This window comes from Bifidobacterium lemurum (assembly GCF_014898175.1).
Classification (GTDB): Bacteria; Actinomycetota; Actinomycetes; order Actinomycetales; family Bifidobacteriaceae; genus Bifidobacterium; species Bifidobacterium lemurum.
The window spans coordinates 2467993-2490993 of record NZ_CP062948.1 but is presented as its reverse complement, the minus strand read 5'-3'; the positions used below and the strand labels follow the sequence as shown (position 1 = coordinate 2490993).

Annotated in this window: 20 protein-coding genes; 8 read left to right on the top strand and 12 right to left on the bottom strand. The window is 57.1% G+C overall.

What is annotated here, in order from left to right; translation table 11 throughout:
• Positions 1–18: 18 nt before the first annotated feature.
• Positions 19–2001, bottom strand: coding sequence for a glycerophosphodiester phosphodiesterase family protein (locus BL8807_RS09895; protein WP_072727036.1), 1983 nt, complete (start codon positions 1999–2001; stop codon positions 19–21).
• 168 nt (positions 2002–2169) lie between these two features.
• Here BL8807_RS09895 and BL8807_RS09890 point away from each other — a divergent pair, with 168 nt between their 5' ends.
• Positions 2170–2823: a GNAT family N-acetyltransferase gene (locus BL8807_RS09890; RefSeq protein ID WP_072727035.1), complete on the top strand. Its 654-nt coding sequence runs from the start codon at positions 2170–2172 to the stop codon at positions 2821–2823.
• A gap of 194 nt (positions 2824–3017) precedes the next feature.
• On the opposite strand, the gene BL8807_RS09885 is transcribed toward BL8807_RS09890, so the two are convergent.
• From BL8807_RS09885 to BL8807_RS09875, 3 genes are all read right to left on the bottom strand, one after another.
• Positions 3018–4619: an ABC-F family ATP-binding cassette domain-containing protein gene (locus BL8807_RS09885; protein WP_072727034.1), complete on the bottom strand. Its 1602-nt coding sequence runs from the start codon at positions 4617–4619 to the stop codon at positions 3018–3020.
• A gap of 197 nt (positions 4620–4816) precedes the next feature.
• Complete coding sequence (locus BL8807_RS09880) at positions 4817–6169, bottom strand: MATE family efflux transporter (RefSeq protein WP_072727033.1); 1353 nt, start codon at positions 6167–6169, stop codon at positions 4817–4819.
• A gap of 86 nt (positions 6170–6255) precedes the next feature.
• Positions 6256–6882: an alpha/beta hydrolase gene (locus BL8807_RS09875; RefSeq protein ID WP_072727032.1), complete on the bottom strand. Its 627-nt coding sequence runs from the start codon at positions 6880–6882 to the stop codon at positions 6256–6258.
• 131 nt (positions 6883–7013) lie between these two features.
• Between BL8807_RS09875 and BL8807_RS09870 the strand changes: the two genes are divergently transcribed.
• Positions 7014–7694 (top strand): hypothetical protein, encoded by a 681-nt coding sequence (locus BL8807_RS09870; protein ID WP_143148019.1) that lies wholly within the window; start codon positions 7014–7016, stop codon positions 7692–7694.
• Complete coding sequence (locus tag BL8807_RS09865; protein ID WP_143249056.1) at positions 7666–8136, top strand: hypothetical protein; 471 nt, start codon at positions 7666–7668, stop codon at positions 8134–8136. Before BL8807_RS09870 ends, BL8807_RS09865 begins: the two co-directional genes overlap by 29 nt.
• Before the next feature lie 330 nt (positions 8137–8466).
• Here the strand turns inward: BL8807_RS09865 and BL8807_RS09860 are convergent, their stop codons facing one another.
• The 4 genes from BL8807_RS09860 to BL8807_RS09845 all read right to left on the bottom strand — a co-directional run bounded on the left by BL8807_RS09860 (position 8467) and on the right by BL8807_RS09845 (position 11895).
• A complete protein-coding gene (locus BL8807_RS09860; protein WP_193057467.1) occupies positions 8467–9471 on the bottom strand; it encodes a hypothetical protein in 1005 nt (334 codons plus the stop codon).
• The gene (locus tag BL8807_RS09855; RefSeq protein WP_143148016.1) at positions 9471–10148 is read right to left on the bottom strand and encodes a hypothetical protein; all 678 of its coding nucleotides are present in this window, start codon (positions 10146–10148) and stop codon (positions 9471–9473) included. Before BL8807_RS09855 ends, BL8807_RS09860 begins: the two co-directional genes overlap by 1 nt.
• A 9-nt stretch (positions 10149–10157) precedes the next feature.
• A complete protein-coding gene (locus tag BL8807_RS09850) occupies positions 10158–11162 on the bottom strand; it encodes an IS30 family transposase (RefSeq protein WP_072727158.1) in 1005 nt (334 codons plus the stop codon).
• A 64-nt stretch (positions 11163–11226) separates the two neighbouring features.
• On the bottom strand, positions 11227–11895 hold the full coding sequence (locus BL8807_RS09845) for a hypothetical protein (RefSeq protein WP_094725459.1): 669 nt from the start codon (positions 11893–11895) through the stop codon (positions 11227–11229).
• Between the two features lie 226 nt (positions 11896–12121).
• On the opposite strand from BL8807_RS09845, the gene BL8807_RS09840 reads away from it, so the two are divergent.
• Together BL8807_RS09840 and BL8807_RS09835 are read left to right on the top strand one after the other, a co-directional pair.
• Complete coding sequence (locus tag BL8807_RS09840) at positions 12122–12631, top strand: hypothetical protein (protein WP_072725960.1); 510 nt, start codon at positions 12122–12124, stop codon at positions 12629–12631.
• Between the two features lie 121 nt (positions 12632–12752).
• Entirely contained in the window at positions 12753–13247 is a 495-nt protein-coding gene (locus BL8807_RS09835; protein WP_072726222.1) for a helix-turn-helix transcriptional regulator, read from the top strand.
• Positions 13248–13249: 2 nt separating this feature from the next.
• Here the strand turns inward: BL8807_RS09835 and BL8807_RS09830 are convergent, their stop codons facing one another.
• The 4 genes from BL8807_RS09830 to BL8807_RS09815 form a co-directional block, all read right to left on the bottom strand.
• A complete protein-coding gene (locus BL8807_RS09830; RefSeq protein WP_072725962.1) occupies positions 13250–14425 on the bottom strand; it encodes an SPFH domain-containing protein in 1176 nt (391 codons plus the stop codon).
• 38 nt (positions 14426–14463) lie between these two features.
• A complete protein-coding gene (locus BL8807_RS09825; RefSeq protein WP_072725964.1) occupies positions 14464–15072 on the bottom strand; it encodes a hypothetical protein in 609 nt (202 codons plus the stop codon).
• Between the two features lie 83 nt (positions 15073–15155).
• Positions 15156–16667 carry a DUF6591 domain-containing protein gene (locus tag BL8807_RS09820; protein WP_072725966.1) on the bottom strand — a complete coding sequence of 504 codons (1512 nt, stop codon included), beginning with the start codon at positions 16665–16667 and terminating at the stop codon, positions 15156–15158.
• Positions 16668–16940: 273 nt separating this feature from the next.
• Positions 16941–17369, bottom strand: a complete 429-nt coding sequence (locus BL8807_RS09815) for a DUF6591 domain-containing protein (RefSeq protein ID WP_072725968.1) — start codon at positions 17367–17369, stop codon at positions 16941–16943.
• 131 nt (positions 17370–17500) lie between these two features.
• On the opposite strand from BL8807_RS09815, the gene BL8807_RS09810 reads away from it, so the two are divergent.
• The 3 genes from BL8807_RS09810 (at position 17501) to uvrA (ending at position 22852) form a co-directional block, all read left to right on the top strand.
• Positions 17501–17935: a helix-turn-helix domain-containing protein gene (locus tag BL8807_RS09810; RefSeq protein ID WP_072726224.1), complete on the top strand. Its 435-nt coding sequence runs from the start codon at positions 17501–17503 to the stop codon at positions 17933–17935.
• 171 nt (positions 17936–18106) lie between these two features.
• Complete coding sequence (locus BL8807_RS09805; protein ID WP_072725970.1) at positions 18107–19723, top strand: serine/threonine protein kinase; 1617 nt, start codon at positions 18107–18109, stop codon at positions 19721–19723.
• 147 nt (positions 19724–19870) lie between these two features.
• Complete coding sequence (gene uvrA / locus BL8807_RS09800) at positions 19871–22852, top strand: excinuclease ABC subunit UvrA (protein ID WP_072726226.1); 2982 nt, start codon at positions 19871–19873, stop codon at positions 22850–22852.
• The last annotated feature ends 149 nt before the right edge of the window (positions 22853–23001 follow it).

The following is a 23001-nucleotide window of genomic DNA, read 5'->3' as shown; positions in this document are numbered from 1 at the left end:
ACGCCGTTCATTCACCGACTATAGGCGCATCTTATCGTCCGACGGCAGCATCCGACTTGATGCCGGGGCAAGCAGAGATGGAGGAGCGGGGCCGGGGACGATTTCGTCGTAAAGCCACCATAATGCTTCATCGTCGTTTATGTCGGATGACTGATTGCGGGGGATGTCGTCGGCTTCTCGGCTTTCGTCGATGATGGTGCGGATTGTGGACGTGTGGTCCGCGATGACGCCGCTGACTCCCAGGCGCAGGTCGTGGCGCATGGTGTCGGCATCGTTCACCGTCCACACATAGACCGGAATATGCAGATCGCGCGCGTTTTCGAGGAACATCGTATTGAGCTGGCTTTCCTTCAACGCCACGAAGTCCACATCCATCTGCCAGTTGAGGTTGCCCAACGCTCCGAAGACGCAGTAACCCACCCACCAGCGCGGCCGTTGCTGTTGCAGCCGATCCACGGCGTTCGCATTCGTCGACATGAACATCGCCTGATCCGCGAAATGATGCCGTTCGACCGTCTCGATCACCGCGTCGGCCAATCGTTCGGCTTGTCCCTGCCCGCCGGTGGTTTTCAGCTCGATCAGCAGTCCCGGACCGTCGGCCATGTTCTGCGCCGTGATGATGGCTTGGTCGAGCGTCGGCATGCGGAAATCCTCGCCACGCGAGGTGAGGCGCACCGTTTGCAATTGCCGCAGCGTATGCTCGGCGACGGCGAGATTCTCGCCGTGTTTCGCCAAGCGTCGGGTCGTCTTATCATGCAGGACCACGACCTGCCCGTCACTGGTGAGCCGCACGTCGATTTCGACATAGTCCGCGCCACGCGCCCCCGCAGCTTGGATGCCGGTCAAGGAGTTCTCCGGAGCCGAGGAATCCCCACGGTGGGCGATGGCCAGTGGCTCGTGCGACAGCGGCTCCTGCTGCAGATACGCCACTATGGGAACCGCCAAAGAGGCAATCGCGATTATCGAGATGATGACGCGCCACCGTTTGTCCTTGCCGACATGGGCTCTTCCGGAATCCGCCATGCTGGCCCGTCCTGCGAACCGTCGCGGAAATGATATGGCATTGGCCGCGTTTTCGTTCCACTGCGCAACACCAGCAGACGTATACCGAATCATGGATACCAGCAGACAGCCGAACGCGAACGCCGCCGCCGAGGCCACCAGCCACCGTATGGTGGTGGCCGTCAGCTGTTCGCGGAAATACGATGATCTGACCACGTAGCGCAGCAGATATACATTGAAATCCCGCACGCTCACCGATGGCGTCGTCCACACCAGACGTGCGGCCATCTCGCACAACGTGATGGTGAGCAACGCTCCGATGATTCGCAACCGTCGCCCCATGTCCAGCGCCTTCCATCGCCCCACACTGTCGCGGCAGGCTTTGGCGAAACTGGTCTCCTCACACGACATCAACATCGGCGCGAATATCAGAGCGACATATGCAAACGCCGCCACGCATACGGCCGTCGCGCCGACGATCCGACCGGGCAATGTCGCGGCGATTTCATCGATGACGTATCGTGGGATCTCCAAGGTGGGCAGCAGCGATGACGAATAGCCGATATGGATGAGCGGGACGAGGAACACATAATACGGCAAGGCGAGCAACGACGAGGGGTGGCGAAGGTTTCCCAGCCGCGCGAGCGAATACCGATACACAAAGGAGGCGTTGTGGCGGGAGTTTTCCATCAGGCATCGCGCGAAGGTGAGCATCACCGTGATTTCGAACACGCCGGCGACCAATGCGATCGCCGCGAGGATTCCAAGCAGTATGACGCCCGGAATCGTCAGAAACGCCTGCAGAATGCCGAGATCGTCCATCATCGGCGAGACGAGACTCGCGTCGGCGTACCAGTTGACGATCAGATCGCATGGCGGTGTGAACACCAACGTTACCGCCAGCCGGTACAGGATTTCGAACGACAGCGCATGCCCCGCCCAATATTCCAAACGATGCGCGCTCGCCCAATCCGCCCAGCGCGCGGTTACTGCCGCCATGCCGTTTCTCCTTCGAATCGTTCCGCCAAGCATTGATATGGCCATTGTGGCGAGTCGCGGAGTTTTCCGTACGCGAGTTCAGTGGCCGCTACGGGGATTTTCAGGGGAAAATCAGGGAATGTCGGGTCGCATGGGCAAAGGTCGAAGCCGACCGTCAGGATGGATGACATGACTGAATCGACACCTATCATTCGTGCCATGCGCCGCAGCGATTTGCCGCAAATCGAACAGATCACCGGCGACATGTGGTATGCGGAATATGAGCCTAAAGTCGGGGCCGCGCTGTCGCATATCGATGTGGAGCATTGTCTGGCGCGCGCCACCTTCGCGCGGGTGGCGGAATTGAATGGCGAGATCGTGGGGTTCATCCTCGCCAGCATTCCCGCGCACACCACTCAGGTGAGCAAGTTGCGCCATACCGCGCGTATGGTCGGCTCCGCCTTGAGGCTGCTGGCTGACAAGGCCGGACGTCGCGGTCTTGACGAGTTCGCACGCATCGCCCGCGTGGACGACCGGTTGCTGCGCGATGCCGGACCGTTCGATGCGGAGGTGGTGCTGTTCGTGTTGGCGCCGGCCGCGCGCGGGCATGGTCTGGGCAAGCGGATGTTCGGCGCCGTGATGGAGTATTTCGCCGCGAACGGCATCGACGAGTACTTTTTATTCACGGACACGACCTGCGATTACACGTTCTATGAGCATCGCGGACTGGAACGCAGGGGAGCGCTGCCGTTGGAGACCAAGCCGGGCGACTGTTACGGCAGCGAACCGCCGACGTTCTTTGTTTATGCGGGGATGACTTCGCACGGACCCCAAGCAAAGTGAGTGCCGTGCGACTTTTCCGCACATGAAAGTCACATCGCCTCACACGCCAATATGGCGGCATTCCAAGGAATGTCGCCATTTCATGTTCGTTTGAAACCTCTCAAAGGGTCGCACGGACGCTTGCCACAAGTCGGCCTGTGCGCCAGGTACGCGTCGTCATTCCGAGCGAAGTCGAGGAATCCCAGACCTCCCGTCTACTCCTCGGCGACGAGCTCGAGATAGGAGTCGTTCCACAGATCCTCATCCCCGTCGGGCATAAGCAGCACGCGTTCGGGGTTCAGGGCCTGCACGGCGCCCTCGTCGTGGGTGACGAGCACAATCGCGCCCTCGTATTTGGCGATGGCCTTCAGAATCTCCTCGCGCGACGCGGGGTCGAGATTGTTGGTGGGCTCGTCGAGCAGCAGCACGTTCGCGCGCGAGGTGACCAGCGTGGCCAGCGCGAGTCGCGTCTTCTCGCCGCCGGAGAGCACGTTGGCGGGTTTCATCGCGTCGTCGCCGGAGAAGAGGAACGAGCCGAGGATGGAGCGCGCGTGCGTGTCGTCGAGTTCGGGCGCCACATGGGTGAGGTTCTCCAACACGGTCGCGTCCAGGTCGAGCGTATCGTGCTCCTGCGCGAAATAGCCGATTTTGCAACCGTGCCCGTAGTCGACCGATCCGGTGTCGGGGTTCTCCAAGTGGGCGAGCAGCCGCAGGGTGGTGGTTTTGCCCGCGCCGTTGTAGCCGAGGATGACCACGCGCGAGCCCTTGTCGATGGCGAGGTTCACGCCGGCGAACACGATGTTGGATCCGTACGCTTTGGAGATGTCCTTCGCCATGATGGGCGTGCGTCCGCAGGGCGCGGGCTCGGGGAAGCGGATGTCGGCCACCTTCTCGGCCTTCTGCGCCTCGGAGGTTTCGCTCAGCAGCTTTTCGGCGCGGCGCATCATGTTCTGCGCGGCCACGGCCTTGGTGGCCTTCGCATGCAGGCGGATGCCCTGCTTCATCAGACGTTCGGCCTTCTTCTCGGCCACCTCGCGCTCGCGGCGGCGGCGCTCCTCGTCGACGACCCTCTGGTGCAGATATGCCTTCCAGCCGAGCGAATACATGTCGATCATGCCGCGCTGCGCGTCGAGATGCCACACTTTGTTCACCACTTCGTCGAGCAGTTCGGTGGAGTGGGAGATGACGAGGAATCCGCCCTCGTATTTCTTGAGGTATCCGCGCAGCCATTCGATGGAGTCGGCGTCCAGATGGTTGGTGGGCTCGTCGAGAATCAGGGTGTCCGCGTCGGAGAAGAGGATGCGCGCCAGTTCGATGCGGCGGCGCTGGCCGCCGGAAAGCGTGCCGAGCGGCTGGGACATGACGTCCTGGGGCAGGCCCAGCGAGGCGGCCATGGCGGTCGCTTCGGATTGGGCCGCGTATCCGCCGGCCTTGTCGAAGTCCTGCATGGCCGTGTCGTAGCGGTTCATGGCGCGGGTCATCACGTCCGGATCCGGGTCGGTCATCTCTTTCTCGGCCTTGCGGATGCGGCTGATGATGGAGGCGATGTCGCGCGCGCTCATCATGCGGTCGAGCGCGGTCTGTTCGGGGTCGGCGGCATGCGTGTCCTGCGGCAGATAGCCGAGTTTGCCGGAGATGCGCACTTTGCCGGCGGTGGGCAGCATATCGCCGGTGATGACGCGGGTCAGGGTTGTTTTGCCTGCGCCGTTGCGTCCGACCAGACCGATTTTGTCGCCTTTGGAGACGTGGAAGTCCGTCGGGTTCAACAGCGTGCGGGCGCCGATCTGAATCTCCAGGCCCTGTGCCTCGATAGCCATGCCGATAACCGCTTTCTCATGTTCGTTGCTTCGCGTGAAAAGTCCAACCGTCCATCATAGCGAACAGGCTAGGCGAGATTGGAACCATCGCGCGCGTTCGCCGATGCCGAGCGGTCAAGGATGGGATTCCCATGCTGGCGTCTCCGTGGGGTTCCGTCATCGTCTTCCTGATCCGAACGGGTCGCCGAACCGCCGTGTCACTCCTGCAGCAGCGCGGGGATGAGTCGGTGGAACAGAACGCCTGCGACGATGGCGGAGGTGATGTCGCTGATCGGCTCGGCCAGGAACACGCCCGTGACGCCGAGCCCCGCCACATGGGGCAGGATGAGCGCCAGCGGCACCAGCAGGATGATCTTGCGGAAGATCGCGAGGAACAGCGACGGCTTGGCCTGCCCCATGCCCACGAAGGAGCATTGCACGATGTTCTGGATGCCGAACAGTCCCATGCCGCAACAGTAGTAGGGCAGCGTGCGCGTCACGATGCCGGCGATGGTGGCGTCCGTGGTGAACAGCGAGGCCAAGGCGGCGGGGAACAGCGCGAACAGCAGGGTCATCGTCGAGTTGATGGCCACCTGCACCACCATCATGGAACGGTAGGTGCGGCGGACACGGTCGAACAGGCGCGCGCCGAAGTTGTATCCGATGATCGGCTGCACGCCCTGCTGGATGCCTTGCGAGAAGATGAAGATCAGCTGCATGAGGCTGGTCATGATGGTCATCGCGGCCACGTAATGGTCGCCGCCGTAGCGTTGCAGCGAGGAGTTGAACACCACTTGGATCAGCGATTCGGTGATCTGCATGATGAACGGCGAGACGCCCAGCGCGAGGATGTTCAGGATGCGCCGGTCGATGCGGATGTCGCGCACGCGCAGACGGATCGTGCTGCGTTGCGAGGCGAGGAATCGCACGATCCACAGGGCGGCCAGCGTCTGCGCGATCACGTTGGCGAGCGCCGCGCCTTCGACGCCCATATCGAGTTCGATGATGAACAGCCAGTCGAGCGCGATGGAGCTGAGCGCGCCGATCATCGTGGAGACCATGGCCACACGCGCCTTGCCTTGCGCGGTGATGAAGGTGTTGAGGCCGAGCGCGGCCATCACGCAGACCGTGCCGGAGAGGTAGATGGTGAGGAACCGTTCGGCGTAGGGCAGGGTGTCGGCGCTCGCGCCGAACGCCATCAGGATGGGTTCTTTGGTCAGTTGCAGGATGGTGGGGATGACGATGGCGATGACCAGCAACGCCGCGACGGAGACGCCGAGCAGCCGTTCCGCCTGGCGTTTGTCGCCCCGTCCGAGCTGGATGGAGGCGAGGGGAGCGCCGCCCATGCCAATGAGCATGGCGAACGCGGAGATCGCCAGCGTGATCGGGAAGCATACGCCCACGCCGGTCATCGCAAGGTCGCCCACGCCGGGGATGCGCGCCAGGAAGAGACGGTCGACGATGGTGTACATCGCGTTGCACGCCTGCGCCACCACCGCAGGCACCGCCAACGACCACACCAGCCGTCCGATGGGTTTGGAGGCAAGACCATTCGATTCCGCAACGTCCATATCACCGGTCCTTCCTCGACAAGCCTCCGGCCCACATGCTAGCCCCGCTGCCGAACAAGGCGCCACACGTCAGGCGGCACGCAGGTTCAGATTGGCCGGACGTTCAGGAACTCACGCAGGTCGGCGATCTCCTGGTCGCAGATGGCGTGGCCCATATCGGGGTAGTTCAGGTCGACGAAACCATGGGTGGCGGAGAGTTTCTCGCGTGCCGTCCGCTGATCCTCGGCGGGTATCGTGCGGTCGAGTCCGCCGTAGGCCAGTATGTATTGTGTGCGCGGCGCATCCAACGCCGTTGAGTCCTCACCTTTGAACGACGGACTGAGCAGGACGGCCTCATCGAACGTTTCCGGATGCTCCACCGTAAGACGATAGGAGAGGTAGCCGCCTTGGGAGAATCCGACGAGGGTTTTGCGCATGCCGCGGTACAGAGGAGAGTCGAGCATGGAGACGACCGCGTCGCCCACGCGCGAGCATTCCCTTCTCCGTTCCGCCACGCCGCACCCGTCCGGATACCAGTAGTTGCCGCCCATATACGGTCTGGGATAGGTGGCTCGGAATGACAGGTGGCTGGGGGCGCGATTCGAGCCAGCATAGATCGCGTCGAGGATGCGGACCATCTCGCTTTCGTCATTGCCGAATCCGTGGAACATGACGAACAGGCGCTCGCCTTCGGCATGATCGGTCTCGATGTTCTGCACGCAGCGAAGTCGCATACCAGCCTCCTTGAACGAGTGACGCATTGCGTCCCATAGTAACGCAGGTGCCTCTTGATTCAGGCGCGATAACTTTCTAGACAAACGTCTTTACAAAACGGTACTCTGACCAATGGGAACAAAGGAGTTTTATGTCGCAAGAAGGTAATGTCTTCGCCGGTTTTTTGAAGTCTACAGGTGATTTGGCAAAAGCTGCCGGAGATATGGCACAAGCGACTGCCAGCGAAGCAGGTAAAATTGCCTCGACGGCGAGAAAAACTGTTGCAGACGCTGCAGGACAAGCAAAGAGGACTATTCAAGATTCTGTCTCTCAAGCAGGACAGATAATAGTACATACATCTTCGCAGATAGGAGATGTGACTTCACACGCCACTACACAAATCAATGAGACATTCGACGAGGCCAAAAGCCAAATTGCGAGCACCATTGCTGAGCAGGATGAGGAAGCTGAGCGGTATGCCATCGAATTTCTCAAAAAAGTTTTACGGCTGCGTGCAGCCCGTATTGACCGTGAACATTTTCTCACCACAGAGTTACGTAAAAAAGCCGTCCCTAAACGAGTCATCAAACAGGCAATCAAGGAACGCCCCGCGGTCGCTGGCATATCTCCGACCGTTCTGGATGCTATAGCAAAAGAGTCTATAGCTTTTGAAACAAAAAAAATCGACAGCAATGTCATTCGCGGCTGGATTACCTGGCGGTTTTGCGATGCTGGGCACCATTCCAGCGGATATCACGCAATACTACATTCACGCCTTCCGCATCATGCAGAAACTTGCCTACTTGTACGGATGGCAATCATTCATCGATGATTGCGAGGACATCGACGATGAGACACTGGGTAAATTGGCAACGTTCTTCGGTGTCATGCTAGGAGTCACGGGAGCCAGTCAATCACTTACCGTATTTGCTGTCAGAATAGCGGCTCCCGCAGTACAGAAAAACATACAGAAACGTGCCTTAACCAAGGGAATCGTGTATCCAGCAGTCAAGAAAACACTTCGTCTTATTGGCGTTCACATCACTAAGCAGAGTTTCGCCAAAGGAATCAGCAAGGTTGTGCCTGTCGTCGGAGGGGTCGTGTCCGGTGGATTGACCTATGCCTCTCTCAACATCGAATCGAATCGTCTTGCCCGCCATTTACGTTTATTACCGCCTGCGCGCATGGATGAACATGTCGCCGAGGATGAAAGAGAGATAGTGGAAACGTTTGAATCAAGTATCATCGAAATCAGTCACAAGGAACAGCATTAGCTCCTTAAGCTAATTTACGAGACCCCCTAGTACTCGATTACCATCATTGATCAGTTAGCAACTGAACGGATGGTGTCCGAAGGTTTGTGCGCTTGTGTCAGCGCACCACAAACAGGCAATAACCTAAGTACGCAAAAACCTTCGGGCACTACCAAATCGTTTATTAGACGATTGAATTCTCTACTGCAAGCGCCATGTAAAATCACATTAATATCTCAATTGGAATATTTGGATAAATCTTGTTCAATTTGTCTCTGATTTTTTGAATGTTTGTAGAAACTAAATCATCATCATAGTTTCTGCCTTGAATATCAATAACCACACGCTGCGTCATTTGGGGGGGGGTAGATTTATCATACGATCTTTGATTTGCTTTTCAAGTTTCATTATGCATTGAGATCGAGTGGAATTATTTACGATGTCGCATCTCTTGACTTCTATAGCTTCTTTATGTCCGCTAACAGCTCTGACGACATCAGGCCTCGTTGCACCTGACTTATTGTATTCCACTTCTTTGCCATTCAGATAAGCTACTTGTTCTTTTCCTCCATATTTCCATAGAGCTTTCTGTTCTGATTGTCTCCATGTAGGAATAGATGGATTGGCCTTTGGATATGTAAGAGCTTTGGAAGCGCCACCCGTAATAACGCCTCCGATGGCTCCCCACTTAAATGCTTCTGATCCAGATGATGCGGCGGCTTTCAAAGAGTCATTGATGTCACCTGTCTGAATGTATGTCATGGCACCTTCAAAGGCTCCGCCGAGAACTCCCGATGAAAGGGCAACACTTGTTGCTGATTTGGCGGAAGCAGCGAATACAACGCTCACAGCGGTGCTTGTTCCAGCGGTGAGCACTGATACCGTAGCTGCGACAAAAATAACTCCAGTGCCAATGGCAATATTTTGGACAGCCTTATTGAACGTATCATCATAGGCCTGAAAAGCTTCAACCTTGGTTTTACCGTCATCGTCGAGGGTGAATACATAGCGTTCACCTTGGAATTGTTCGTCAAGCTCAGACAACGTATATCCGAAATAGACGTTCTCTTTAGAGTTGTATTCCAGCTCTTCAAGATATTCTTTGGATACATAGCTGGCGCTCACAGATTCAATCCGATAATCATCGTCCAACTCATTATCGATTGTGGCACCAACAGAATCTTCAACGTATTGAAGAAGCTTTACATCACCCAAACCAGAAAAATTTAATGACTGAACCTCTTGCTCAATATTTGGTTCAATAGAGGATTTCTCTTCAGAAGCCGTATCAGCAGATCCGCATCCGGCGAGCATAAGCACACTGCACAATACAGCAGCAATAATTCGTTTTCTCATCACTGCTCCATATCAATCGAAGGGGCATTAGGATTTTCCATGTTGGAAGAATTGCTCGTGAAAGTTTTGCGTTTCTTACGAACCAGCAAAAATATGATTACGCCGATTGCAAGAATACAAAAGAACACTGCTAGGATTACAGGGATTCCAATATGTTTCGCTTGTGATGAATCTTTCCTGTCTACCGTAATATCTTTGTCGCTGTCCGTCGATGCTTCATCGTTCGTGTTCTGGTCATTACCTGATTCTGACCGCTGAGTCGTATCGGTTTCCCCAGGACGAAGAAGCGACCCATCACGAGCGATTGTGGCACCATCCGCAAGCTGACTCTCAATATCTTTTATCGGCAGACCTGTGGCCGCATACGCTTTGAGCACGTCATTGGTCCCGACATAGATGACTTTCTTTGTTTTCTCATCGGTGTATCGGTTGGTGACGGTAATGGTGTATACGCCTTCATCGGTGTAGGTCTGTCCGTCAGCGGCTGGTTTATTGAAACGAGTGTCTTCGGTCAATACATTTGTCTCAGCGTTAAACACGGATTTTCGTACATCGATATCGAGATAATGCGATTGCGCAAGGTCAAGCGTGAACCCGTTTTCCGTAAAAGATGTGTTACTCAACTCACTACCGGTTTCCGAATCTCGGGGAAACACCATACTATTGCCGTTTCTCACCTTGAATTTTCAGAGCAAGTGCAACGTTGTTGAGTGGTGGATTTCCCAGGGTGTCCTGTAGCCGTGGCGTTTGCGTGGTCTGTGGTTGATAGCGTCGTACACGGCCTGGACCTGGTCGTCGTCGATGGTGGCGAAGTCGGTGCCTTTGGGGAAGTACTCGCGGACTAGGCCGTTGGTGTTCTCGTTGCTGCCGCGCTGCCAGGGGTGGTGCGGCAGCGCGAAGTAGCAGACCGCGCCGGTGGATTGCTCGACCTTCTTGAAATCGGCGAACTCCATGCCCCGGTCCAGGGTGATGGTGCGCGTCTCGGGATGCTCGCGGAGCATCCGGCTCTCCACGCGGGCGACGTCGCGTTTGGTGTGCGTGGCGGCGCGTCCGCCGGCAAGCAGACCGCTTTTGCGGTCCACGAGCGTGACCAGGCACGCTCCCGCGCCTTTACCCACGACGGTGTCGCCTTCCCAGTCGCCCAGCCTGGAACGCTCCTCGACCTCGGCGGGCCGCTCCGATATGGGCCTTGCGTCGGGGATCTTGCCCCGGCGTTCCTCGGGCCCGTCCTTGCGGTGCCGGCGTTTGCCCTTGCGGCGCAGCCGGCCCTTGATCCCGCGGCGGGTGCGGGCCAGATCGGGCGGGTCGAGCTCGCGGCCGTTGATCGCCCGGTAGATCGTCGACGCGGAGACGGCCAGATCGGGCCGTTCCAGACCAATCCTGCCCGCGATCTGCTCGGGGGACCAACGCTCCCGCGCGATCAGCCGCACGACCAGCCCGGCCAGTTCCCCGTCGTCGAGGCGACGCGGACGCGCGCAGGCGAGCCGGCGTTCCTCGTAACGGCGTTGGGCCGTCGAGGCGCGGTAGCAGCGGCCCGTGCCGACCTTGAACGAGTTGCGGTCTATCTCGCGGCTGATGGTCGATTTGTCCCTGCCCGTGGCCAGGGCGATCTCGCCATAGCTCCTGCCCTCGTGCCTGAGCAGCATGATCTCCTCGCGTTCGGCCAAGGTAAGATGAGTGTACCGGCCCATGGGCCCTCCCGATGTCTGGTTGTCGTAAGCAAACACCATGCTATCGGGAACCCATGGGCCCATATCATTCACACCCGTTGCACTTGCTCTGAAAATTCAAGACCGAAAAAGCGAAGGAGATTCGATAATCCGAATATGCAGGCAAAGGCTTCCATCCGAAAACATTGAGTCTGGTACGCTTGATTTTGTAGTCCAAAACGACTTCGTAATCGCCCTCTTCAAAAACCTCCACCTTGGTATCCGCAGTATCGGTAGATGAAGCAGACAGGAAATCCGTGTATATGTTCGTTTTCGTGTTGTTCTGATAATCTGTCTGTTTGACGATCAGAGCGCCACGTGCAAAGTCTTGCTGGGAAATCCCCATTTTCTGGTCCCAACCGTCTTTGTCTTGAGCAATGGACAACTTGTCATCTCCATTGAGACGGTCAATGTCTTGAGACAATGAGAACCAGAGCGACACCTTGTCTCCAGTATTTTTAAGGAACAACGGTTTGCCATCAGCCGTAGCCTGACGAGTATAGCCTTTCACATAGAATCTTCCTAGGGTCCACCCCCAGTGCGGATCATCCTTATCGATGGCGTTTTCTTTGGAATACCCGTTGTCCTTACCAGTATTGACGAGCGAATCTTCTCCTAAGGTGTATGAAGTATCGTCCGACGCAAAGGCAGAAAATGAAAAAACCGCAAGCATCGCCGCCATCAAGGCACAGCAGATCTTCTTCAATGAATTCATAACGAGTTCCTTCTCGCTTCGTCTGTCTCTATAGAAGCATCATAGCAATCCAATACCATCTCGACGTTTAACTCGCCGGAAATGGCAGGTCATTGAGTTCCGTCTCTGTCCATCCATTGCCTAAAAGTTTCAGTTTCCAACTGAATGCCCGTGCTCTTCCGAACAATAAAATCCACTGGTATCCCATGAAGATATCCTGTCTTCAGTTATTGGAAAGAAGTAGATAATGAAGGGCTCAGATCAACGCATCATCATTCCTTGGATTGTCAGCATCGTTGGATCCGTCGTGATGGCGGCATCCGTGCTGTTGCCGTACGGCGCCGCCAAGGACGCCGAGAGTCTCAGCGCCATGTCGGAGCTGATCGGCGAGGACCTCGTCAATCCTTCCATGGCCAAATTCGCTCAGGTTTATATGGCACATGCCGGTGAATACATCAATGAACTTCAGGCCTATATCACCTTGGGCATCACTACGGCAATCGCAGTGTTCTCCTTGCTGGCGCTGCTCTTCGCCGTTCTTAAGAAACCTATTGCGACAATCGTGTTCGCCATACTGGCATTACTTGTGTTCCTCGCGCAGAGTTTCGATTTCTCTAATCGCGGCGTTGTTCCTTCGGACAATTACGGCTGGGGCATTGGGTACTACGCACTGTTCGCAGGCATCATCGTCACGATCGTTGGCGCGATTTGGATGTTTGCCGCTCATCGTCAGGCCAAGAAGATGCAGGCCGTCTGACACGACTATCCGCGCGCTCCGGCTCGGTATACCACTTAGGGTCGTAGGGTTGAATCCTACGACCCGTTTTTACTTAGCCGACCATTACGTAGTATGGTGTGAATGCGAATGGAGGTGCATGATGGCGACTGCTGAGATCGAGCAACAATGGATCGACAAGTTCCAAGAGAACCTCGCCATCATCCGTAAGGTCGCAGGCTGGACCACGCAGGAGCTTGCCGATGAGATCGGCGTAGCGCGGCAGACGATATCCAATCTCGAAACCGGCAAAAGTCCGATGACCAAAGTCCAGTATCTTGCGCTTCGCACCGTATTCAACGCCGAAATCGTCAAACGCGAGGACCAAGATCTGGCCAAAGTCATCACCACGTTGGTCGACGAACCTTTCGAGCGTGATTTCGACAGCGACGACACGGCAGACAAACATTCAGATGACGGCCAAATCAACAAGGACAGGCAGCCGCTCAATCCTCTGAAGGAAAACGCGCTGGCCAAACGTCCCATCAGCATCGCCATGCAGGCACTCGCCATCATCACCGGAGCGTTGGCAAGCGGCACGGCGGCGGGTCTTATCACCTACCTGATGTTCCCGGATAAAGGTTCATCCGCGCGCTAAGGTCACAGGCCAAGGATTTCCTTCTTTTTGACGTCGAACTCTTCTTGGGTGAGGATGCCTGCATCCACAAGCTCCTTCAGTTTTTTCAGCGCTTCCATCTGCTCGTTCAACGACATGGACGGCGTTGCGGGCGAAGCCGGCGGAACAGCGGAAGCAGCCGCGGAGACATCCGGTAGGGGAGCCTGCGGTGAGGCGGTGAGGGGATTGAGATTCTGCGCCAGATTCGCACCGAACAGCATGCCTCCGACGTCGCCCAAACCATTGTCTTGAATACCTTGGGCGACCTTCTGCTGCGCCGCGACGTTCGCCGCATGCTGGGAGACATCCTCGTAGGCGCGCAAATCCATCTTGTTCTGAGAATAGCGTTTGACCAATTCGCGGGATTCGGGGGAAAACTCGATGTTCTCGATGGCAACCTTGACGATGTCGAATCCGAAGCGGTCATGCCAAGTGCCGGCATTGGCCGAATCTTCAGCAATTCGACGCGCCAGGCTATTTGCCTGAGCAGGCAGCTCAGAGATGCGGTGCTCTTTTGATAGCGAATTGACGGCGACGATGAACGACTGGAGGAATTCACTGGTGATCTGCGAGCGCACCTTGGGATCGTCAAACGTATACGACATGACGTTCGCCGGAACGAAATTACGCACGAAACGTAAGGCATCGGTCACTTTGATGGTGAACGAGCCATAGGAGTAGATTTCCAAATCGGTGCCGTAGTAAAGATCGTTGTACATCAGCGGCCCGCGCGTTCCGAACTTGATGTCCCTGATCTCACGCAGGTTCACGAAGGCGATTTGCTTGTAATCGTCGGTGATGCCGCCGTAGCCGATACGATCGCCGATCTGCTTGAAGATCGCCGATCCGATGCCGTCTCCGCTGAATACCGATTCCTGTCCGTCATGGTATTCGTAGCCGCCGGGCGTGGTGATGATGTTCTCGATGCCGGACTGGTCGAAGATGAATGCGGCGGTGTTCTCCGGAACAAAGATCTTCGAACCATTGGAGATCACCCCCTCCGAACCTTTGTAGTTCGTGCCGCGTCCGTTGTCGGTGCTTTTCTGAATTCCGGGGGATACCACGGTACGCTCGTTGAAAGGACCAGCCGTGATGATGTCCTTCCACTGGTCAGCAAAAGTGCCTCCAATGGCTCCGCCCAATGCAACGAGAATTCCCATGGTTCCTACTCCTTGAAATATTACGGTTTATTCCGACTTCACAGCACTTGATCGGTGTCGCAGTATTGGCAATGAGTTCGCTGTCCTTTGAAGCCGGTTAAAGGGGCTCTGCAGCCAACGCATCTTGTTGTTGTCGCATCAGCTGTGGATTCCGTTTTCGCAACACTTTCCCCAGCAAACGTCTGCGCGAAAATCCCAAGTGTGCCTTTGATTTTGTCTGCGACCAAGGCCAGCCCTGGAATCGATTTCCTAACCTGTTCCGCTTCCTGTGATGGCTGTCCGATCGCCTGCATGCTAATCGCATCCATCCATTCCGCGATGTGCTTCTTCTTCGAAGCTTCATCAGCATCCTGAAAACGGAAGGTCAGGTTCTCGTGATTCAGAAACACGCAAAGGCATGGTTCATCGCGTTTCTTCAACATCCGCGCCTGCACCTGTCCGCTGACGACGACAATGTCCGTAAGCGGATAACGATCAACACGTGCCGGCTCTTTAGAAAAAATCCGTTGTATGCGCCAAATATGGATAATGGCCTGATTGGTGAGCATAAGTTCAATCGTGGATTGTCCGCTGCTGTCGTTGACGATGGAAACTTCTTCTGTTCTCAGGATTATTGACTCGCCATTGCGAAGATGGTAATCGGGCATCGTTATCGTTCCATCCCTTCATAAGGTAAGCAGGATATCCACAATGCAATGTCGTGGATATCCTGCCTGGATTAAGTGAGACATCACTGTGCGACAGAAGCAATCTTCTGGTTACAGCGATTCATGACCTCGGTGTAGTAGGCAAGATCATCAACACTGAACGAGTTCTGGTCAAAACTGGCAAGCTGCTGGTTGTACTCGTTGAGACGTTGCATCATACTCCCGTAATCCGCAAGCATCGAAACGGAATCGCCAGATTCCTTATACTTCTGTATGAACGCTACATACTCGTCCACGAACTTTTCGTAACTATCCATGGTTGAGCGAAAATCCGCATTGCCTGAAGGCTGCTGCTCTGCAGGTGTCTGATCTTCCGTATTATTCTCTGTATTTTGCGACGGTTCCGTGGTCGAAGACTGCTCATCGCCAGATGTGTCGGAATCATCAGAATCAAAGTTGTAGATATCGATGTTCATGACATCATCTTCATCGTTATATCCGTAATAAATGCTCAGTGAATCACCTTCAGCATTCTCTGCAGAGAAATTATCGTCCGACTTGTAATAGTCCACCGTGAAGCCAGCGGTTTTGACCGACTCAACATAGGCGTTGAATTGATCTTTGCTCACATCGCAGATACTCACGTCGAAACTGTCAGAGCTGTCGACATTGATTGTTCCCGACAACGACTCCGGTGCCGGCAACTTTGATCCGATTCCCGCAGTCGGCCATATGATCGTTTCGCATTGAGTAGGTTCTGGCTCGGTTTGTTGGGTGGAAACATCTCCAGTGTCTGTTTTCTCCGATGCGTTCCTCACTGCGTCAATGCCAACACCGACACCACCAATTATTAATCCGAGGATAGTTAAAAGGACAGCAATCGAAGCAAGAAGCCTTCCTCCAACTGTGCCTGTGGGACGAGTCGCATAAAGAGCTGCCGCACAAAAAACAGCTGAAAGAAAAGTCATGGACAGCAGTGCTCCGAGATTCTCAAATCCAGAGAATCCGGCAAGGACGAACAAGGCGCTAAATACAATTGCGGTAATCGCCAGTTTGGATGTCTTTTTCCCTTGCTCGTCCTTCGGGGCGATGAACGCGAAAATGGTACCCACGATATCCGCTGTGTTAGGAGACGAATCTTCTCCCTTTTGTTTCTTTGCTGATGCTACGCCCAATGCGGCATCAATGGAGGCAAAGAACTCATCGAATCGGTTACTTCCAGAACCATCGGTCGATTGCAGGCGAACCGACGTTCCGGTTGTTTTGTGAGGATGAATCGAGGCGATGAATTGGAATCCATCAAACGAATGGAACGTGAACACGCCGGTTTGCGTGTTTTCGCTGTCCAACGCAAATGTGGCGCCTGTGGTTAATTGCGTGCGAATAGCCTGGTATAAGTGCTGTGGATCCACCGCGTAATCACGTTCCGCCGCAGTATCCTGCATGTCATCGGAAAGGCTATTGGATTCAGCGACTGATGGCAACGGCGTGGTGGCCGTTTCCGCGATGGGCTGCTCGTCCATCGGCTGCTTGACATCGTCGTCGTTTCCGTTGGGATGGTTGGACTGCGGTGTCCAATCCGAAGGTGAAGTCATCGGTGTCCCTTTCTCTCAGTGGCAAGCATCACCAAAGTGGAGACAATAAGGCTGACTATGGCGACGGCCAAGCCAATCGTGATGGCGAACCGACGGCGCTCGTTCATACGGTTGCCCTCCTCAAAGCCCTTTCGGCGTAATGCTGATGTTTAGTGTATGTCGATGTGAAAATGTATGCAAATTGGCGTTATGTACATAATATGGATGTTGGGTCGTCGCGACACGACGACCCAACACTATTTGACATCGACTGGATCAAAGCCAGTCCAAGTATCATTGCGTGATGGAGGCGAGCTTCTCATTGCAACGGTTCATGACCTCGGTGTAGTAAGTAAGATCGTCGGCGTCCAACGAGTCGCCGTCGAATTCGGAGAGATTCTGGCCATAGTCGTTCAGACGCTGCATCATATCGCCGTATTCGGCAAGCAACGATGTGGGGTCATCGGATTCGTTGTACCGTTGCATGAACGCCACATACTCGTCCACGAATCGTTCATAGTCATCCATCACGGTTTTGAAATCGCCTGACTGATTCTCCTGAACATCCGTCTGGGGCTGAGCGTCCGCATCCGTCGATTGCGATGACTGGTCAGAGCCGCCCTGTGTAATCTGCGACGACGAATTTCCGCACGCGCCAAGCGTCAACGTCAACGCCGAAGCCACCAGTAGCGCCGTGATTTTGGTTCGTGTTGTGCTGATCATCCGATTCTTCTTTCTTCTAAGCGAATTGCTTCGCGGGTGGGGTTATGGATAATTGTGGTGTGAGCACATTCGCGAATATTCAGTTGGTAACTGAACCGTGCCAGCAGTCGCATCTGGTAGCCTTGGCGGCCATGCCTGAAGAAGAGAAGGAACATCTGACCGAAGAGCTGCTGGATCGGCTCCTCGCCAGCTCCAACGTCGAGACCTACCTCGAGGAAGAACACGTCACGGACCGCAAACTCACCGACTACCTGTATGAGATCATGGATGAACGCGGTCTCAAACGAGCCGACGTCGTACGAGACTCGGGACTCAACCCCACCGTCGTCTACGACATCTTCTCGGGGAAAAGCAGGCCCGGTCGAGACAATGCGATCATGCTGTCATTCGGCCTCAACTGTTCGCTGCGTCAAACGCAACGTCTGCTACGGCTTGCGGGAGTATCGGAGTTATGGTGCAAGCAACGGCGAGACGCCATTCTCATCTGGTGCGTGCACCAAGGCTTCGATCGAACGGCAGCCGACGACGAACTGCGACGCATGGGAGAGAAGCCACTGCTGGCATAACCGCCGGGAGTGCGCCATGCACGCGGTCGAATACGCAACGGCGACAGACAGACGATACGGTTCGACGCCGCGCGCCATATCAGCGTCAGTCATGACTGCACATACCATGGCATAAGCTGAACACATCCGAACGAAACATCACGCGCAACGACGACGAGCAGGGGGAGAGGCATGGACGACAAGCAGACCATGCATGCGATGAGCATCGACGACTCCTATCATGTCGAACGTGTGCTCGCGCGAGGCGCGGCCGGCGTCACCGAACTGGTCAGCATCGCAGGGGCCGGCCCCTTCGTCCGTAAGAAGATTCCAACGCAGCTTGCCCGACGCCGCGTATGGTCGGCGCTCGCGGATTGTCGGAGCGCGCGGCTGCCGCAAGTCCAAGCCACATATGAGCTGCCCGACTGCTTCGTGGTGGTCTACGACTACGTCGAGGGGCCAACCCTTGATCAGGTCGTCAACGAACGGGGACGCATGCCCATTGAACAAGCCGTCCGCGTCATCGAACAAGTATGCGAAGCCGTACAGGAGCTGCATAAGCACGGCATCGTGCATCGCGACATCTCGCCGTCGAACATCATCCTCGCCGCCGACGGCGCGCATCTCATCGACCTAGGCATCGCCCGCATGAAAACGGAACAGGCGACTCATGACACCACCACGTTGGGCACTTGGGGCTTCGCATCCCCGGAGCAATACGGGTTCGCGCAGACGGACGCCCGTTCCGACGTGTATTCCATCGGACGTATGTTCGGATACCTGCTCACGGGCGTTTATCCCGACGATGCCGCATACGAAAAAACGCTCGCCGACGAATCGATCGTGCCGCCCCATCTCCGCGCCATCATCCTGAAATCATGCGCCTTCGAGCCGAGCGCGCGACAGCAAAGCGCCGAGGATCTGCGCCTGGAAGCACTCGGACTGCGGAATCCTCGCGCGGAAGCGCATACGAAAGTCAGCAATTCCCGGCACAGCGCGACACAACAACACGACAAGCGCAAACCTCGCTGGAGCATCCCGCGAATATTCGCGGCATCCGTTGCGCCGGTATTCATCGCATCCGTGATCGTCATCGTCGCCGCCGTCGCATTCTCCTTCTATGCCGCAGAACGTTTCGATGGCGGCAATGGCTCCGACGCGACACCGCAACACTCCGATTCCGCGACCACGGATGGCGGCGAAGCATCCGACAATGGAGAATCGCAAACCGCCAATGCGGAAAACCCTCTGAAAATCGTCGAATCGGGCTGGTCCGCCGAGAACGGTTACACCATCTACGCCTTCGGCATCACCAACACCAGCGACACATTACAGATCCTGTACCCATCGGTGTCCGTCACTGGCCGCGACGACAAAGGATTGGTGATCTTCTCCGACACCGCGACCCTCAACGTCATCTCACCAGGCCAGACCCTGCATATAAGCGGGCAGGCCGGCGACGGCGTGGCGCCCGACACCGTCGATTTCGCGACAATCGCCCCCGATGACTATCAGATAAGCGAATCGCAAGGCAGCATCACATTGACGCCTACGGGAGTGAACGCCGTGGCGTACGACGGCGGGGTCACGTTCGCGGGCGAAGTCAAGGCGCAGATCGAAGGAACGGTCGACACCGCGTTCACCATGGCCAACGTCACCGTCGTCCTACGTGACGACGACGGCACCATCATCTACGGCAAAAGCACATACGTCGACATGCCGGAGAATGGCGGCAGCACGCCGTTCTCCATCCCCATCCACGACCCTCCGCGTTACGCGTCCTACGAGGTGTATGCGCAGTCTTGGTGATGCCCGAATATACGGCAACACGCTCGAACAGGTGTTCGATTGATGGGACGGTGTGCGGTATCCTGTAAGTCGGTTATTTGACGAGCGGAGGATGACGTGGCAGCTCAGACGACAACGCACGCGGGTGCGAGCGGCGATACCCGAACCATCAGCAACACGGATTCGACGGCGACGGCGGAGCGCGTGCTCGACAGCGACTCCTTCCTCGCCAAGGAACTCGCCAAAGCGCCCCTGACCGAAACGAACGACGGGCGCTCGCTGGTCGCCGATATCTCGCATATTCCCAACGATCTCAAGGTCGTGATCCAAGGCGCCCGCGAGCACAATCTCAAGAACGTGGACCTTGCGGTGCCGCGCAACCGTATGGTCGTGTTCACCGGCCTGTCCGGCTCGGGCAAGTCCTCGCTCGCGTTCGACACCCTGTTCGCCGAGGGCCAGCGCCGCTATGTCGAATCGTTGTCCGCGTACGCCCGCCAGTTCCTTGGGCAGATGGACAAGCCGGATGTGGATTTCATCGAAGGTCTGTCGCCGGCCGTCTCCATCGACCAGAAGACCACGAATCGCAATCCGCGTTCGACCGTCGGCACCATCACCGAGGTGTACGACTATCTGCGTCTGCTGTTCGCGCGCACGGGCGTGCCGCATTGCCCCGAATGCGGCGGACTCGTCACCGCGCAGACCCCGCAGCAGATCGTCGACGCCCTGCTCGCCAAACCGGAGCGCACGCGGTTCCAGATCCTCGCGCCGGTGGCGAAGGGCCGCAAGGGCGAGTTCGTGGAGCTGCTTGAGGTGCTGCGATCCGACGGCTACGCCCGCGCGCTCATCGACGGCGAGATGCGCCAGCTGTCCGACGAGATCAAGCTCGCCAAGCAGAAGAAGCACACCATCGAAGTGGTAATCGACCGACTGGTCGTCAAGGACGGCATCCGCCAGCGTCTGACCGATTCGATCGAGACGGCGCTGCGCTTGGCAAACGGCGTGGTCGTGGCCGATTTCGTGGACGAGGCGGAGGATTCGTCCGAACGCCGCCAGCCGTTCTCCGAACACCGCAGCTGCCCCAACGGGCACCAGCTGGAACTCGACGAGATCGAGCCGCGCACCTTCTCCTTCAACGCGCCCTACGGCGCATGCCCGGTATGCACCGGTCTGGGATTCAAGCTGGAGATCGACCCGGAGCTCATCATCGCCGATCCGGAGAAATCCTTGGCCGACGGCGTGATCGAGCCGTGGTCGAGCACGAAAACCACCTCGCAGTACTACAGCCACGTGCTCGAAGGCCTCGCCGACGAGATGGGCTTCTCGATGCGCACGCCCTGGAAGGACCTGCCCGAGGAGGCGCGGCAAGCGGTGCTCTACGGACGCGACTTCAAGGTGAAGGTCTCCTACCGCAACCGGTGGGGGCGTCTGCGTGAGTATTCCACAGGCTTCGAGGGCGTGGTGCGCACGCTGATGCGCCGGCACGACGAAACCGACTCCGACGCGATGAAGCAGTACTACGAGTCGTATATGCGCGAGGTTCCGTGCCAGGAATGCCAAGGCCGGAGGCTGAAGCCCGAAGTGCTGGCCGTCACGGTGAACGACAAGTCGATTTTCGACGTGTGCGACATGCCCGTGGTGCGCGAGCTGGAATGGGTGAACGGGCTCAGGCTCGAAGGCGCCGCCGCGCAGATCGCTGGGGAGGTTCTGAAGGAGATCAAAGCGCGGTTGGGCTTCCTCAACGACGTGGGCCTCGACTATCTGACCCTGTCGCGCGCGGCCGCCACGCTGTCGGGAGGCGAGGCGCAGCGCATCCGACTGGCCACGCAGATCGGCTCCGGCCTGGTCGGCGTGATGTACGTGCTCGACGAGCCGTCCATCGGCCTGCACCAGCGCGACAACGAACGTCTGATCGAAACACTGCACCATCTGCGCGACCTCGGCAACACGCTGATCGTCGTCGAGCACGACGAGGAGACCATCAAGGAGGCCGACTGGCTGGTGGATATCGGCCCCGGCGCGGGCGAGCACGGCGGCGAGGTCATCTACTCCGGTCCGGCCGCGCATCTGACCGACGCGACGCGTTCGATCACCGGCGACTACATCGCCGGCCGCCGTGAGATCGCCGTGCCCGAACACCGCCGCAAGGTGCGCAAAACCAAAACGCTGAAAGTGGTGGGGGCGCGGGAGAACAATCTGAAGAACCTCACCGTGAGCTTCCCGCTCGGCGTGATGACCGTGGTCACCGGCGTCTCCGGTTCGGGCAAGTCCACGCTGGTGAATTCGATCCTCTACCCGGTGCTGGCGGACAAGCTCAACGGCGCGCGCATCGTGCCGGGCAAGCACACGCGCGTCGAAGGCGTCGACCAGGTGCGCAAGGTGATTCACGTCGATCAGAATCCGATCGGCCGCACGCCGCGTTCCAACCCCGCCACCTACACGGGCGTGTGGGACAAGATCCGCACGCTGTTCGCCAAAACGCCCGAGGCGCAGGTGCGCGGCTACGGGCCGGGCCGTTTCAGTTTCAACGTCAAAGGCGGACGGTGCGAGGCCTGCCATGGCGACGGCACCCTGAAAATCGAAATGAACTTCCTGCCGGACGTATATGTGGAATGCGAGACCTGCCACGGCAAACGTTACAACCGCGAGACCTTGGAGGTCAAATACAACGGCAAAACCGTCTCCGACATCCTCGACATGCCCATCGAGGAGGCGGCGGGATTCTTCAAGGCGTATCCGTCGATCGCGCGCTATCTGGACACTTTGGTGGACGTCGGCCTCGGCTACATCCGTCTCGGACAGCCCGCGCCCACGCTTTCGGGTGGTGAATCGCAGCGCGTCAAGCTCGCCACCGAACTGCAGAAGCGCTCCGACGGCAAAACCGTGTACATCCTCGACGAGCCGACCACCGGCCTGCATTTCGAGGATGTGAGGAAGCTTTTGAAGGTGCTGGACGGACTGACCGACAAGGGCAATACGGTGATTGTGATCGAACACAACCTCGACGTGATCAAAACCGCCGATTGGCTGATCGACCTCGGCCCCGAGGGCGGCGACGGCGGCGGCACCATCGTCACCGAAGGCACGCCCGAACAGGTGGCCGACTGCGCCGACTCCTGGACGGGCCGTTTCCTCAAGCCCATGCTCGGCTGACGGACTCACAAGCATAACGCAATGGCCCCGCCTAAGTTAGGCGAGGCCATTTTCGTTGACGTAAGGTTTTATTTTTACGTCATCCTGAGCGGAGCGAAGCGGAGTCGAAGGATCTCGCTGCATTGTCGCAGACGTGAGATCCTTCGACT

Coding starts and splice junctions, on each gene's coding strand:
- BL8807_RS09850 (WP_072727158.1), bottom strand. CDS start 11,162: ATGGGCCGGTACACTCATCTTACCTTGGCCGAACGCGAGGAGATCATG.
- BL8807_RS09825 (WP_072725964.1), bottom strand. CDS start 15,072: ATGCCCGATTACCATCTTCGCAATGGCGAGTCAATAATCCTGAGAACA.
- BL8807_RS09830 (WP_072725962.1), bottom strand. CDS start 14,425: ATGGGAATTCTCGTTGCATTGGGCGGAGCCATTGGAGGCACTTTTGCT.
- BL8807_RS09890 (WP_072727035.1), top strand. CDS start 2,170: ATGACTGAATCGACACCTATCATTCGTGCCATGCGCCGCAGCGATTTG.
- BL8807_RS09815 (WP_072725968.1), bottom strand. CDS start 17,369: ATGATCAGCACAACACGAACCAAAATCACGGCGCTACTGGTGGCTTCG.
- BL8807_RS09885 (WP_072727034.1), bottom strand. CDS start 4,619: ATGGCTATCGAGGCACAGGGCCTGGAGATTCAGATCGGCGCCCGCACG.
- BL8807_RS09860 (WP_193057467.1), bottom strand. CDS start 9,471: ATGAGAAAACGAATTATTGCTGCTGTATTGTGCAGTGTGCTTATGCTC.
- BL8807_RS09805 (WP_072725970.1), top strand. CDS start 18,107: ATGGACGACAAGCAGACCATGCATGCGATGAGCATCGACGACTCCTAT.
- BL8807_RS09840 (WP_072725960.1), top strand. CDS start 12,122: ATGAAGGGCTCAGATCAACGCATCATCATTCCTTGGATTGTCAGCATC.
- BL8807_RS09835 (WP_072726222.1), top strand. CDS start 12,753: ATGGCGACTGCTGAGATCGAGCAACAATGGATCGACAAGTTCCAAGAG.
- BL8807_RS09820 (WP_072725966.1), bottom strand. CDS start 16,667: ATGACTTCACCTTCGGATTGGACACCGCAGTCCAACCATCCCAACGGA.
- BL8807_RS09870 (WP_143148019.1), top strand. CDS start 7,014: ATGTCGCAAGAAGGTAATGTCTTCGCCGGTTTTTTGAAGTCTACAGGT.
- BL8807_RS09895 (WP_072727036.1), bottom strand. CDS start 2,001: ATGGCGGCAGTAACCGCGCGCTGGGCGGATTGGGCGAGCGCGCATCGT.
- BL8807_RS09880 (WP_072727033.1), bottom strand. CDS start 6,169: ATGGACGTTGCGGAATCGAATGGTCTTGCCTCCAAACCCATCGGACGG.
- BL8807_RS09845 (WP_094725459.1), bottom strand. CDS start 11,895: ATGAATTCATTGAAGAAGATCTGCTGTGCCTTGATGGCGGCGATGCTT.
- BL8807_RS09875 (WP_072727032.1), bottom strand. CDS start 6,882: ATGCGACTTCGCTGCGTGCAGAACATCGAGACCGATCATGCCGAAGGC.
- BL8807_RS09810 (WP_072726224.1), top strand. CDS start 17,501: ATGCCTGAAGAAGAGAAGGAACATCTGACCGAAGAGCTGCTGGATCGG.